Raw genomic sequence first — 437 nt, 5'->3', positions numbered from 1 at the left:
GCTGCTCAATCGGCTGGTGGGTCGGGCCATCTTCACCCAGGCCAATGGAGTCATGGGTAAATACGTAGATCGCCTGCTGCCCCATTAATGCCGCCATGCGAACCGCGTTACGCATGTACTCCATGAAGATCAGGAAGGTTGCACCGTACGGGACAAAACCACCGTGCAGGGCGATACCGTTCATTACCGCGCCCATGCCGAACTCACGTACGCCATAGTGCAGGTAGTTACCGCTGGCATCTTCCGGCGTAATCGCTTTGGCGCCCTTCCAGAAGGTCAGGTTGGACGGGGCAAGGTCTGCACTGCCACCCAGCAGTTCCGGCATTTTCGGACCAATCACGTTAAGCGCTTCCAGTGACGCTTTACGGGTAGCGATGCTGGCGCCTTTTTCCTGGGCCTGCTCGATGAGGGCTTCGGTCGGTATTTCAGCCGGCAGT

1 pseudogene is annotated in these 437 nt (G+C 58.1%); it reads right to left on the bottom strand.

Annotated features, from left to right (window positions below):
- A pseudogene (locus ACT3RU_RS17985) lies at positions 1–437 on the bottom strand (transketolase); the annotation flags it as partial.

Source organism: Halomonas sp. TP35, assembly GCF_052375975.1.
Taxonomy (GTDB): domain Bacteria; phylum Pseudomonadota; class Gammaproteobacteria; order Pseudomonadales; family Halomonadaceae; genus Vreelandella; species Vreelandella citrativorans.
Note: the sequence above shows the minus strand (reverse complement) of the source record. Positions and strands in the feature narration are given on the sequence as shown.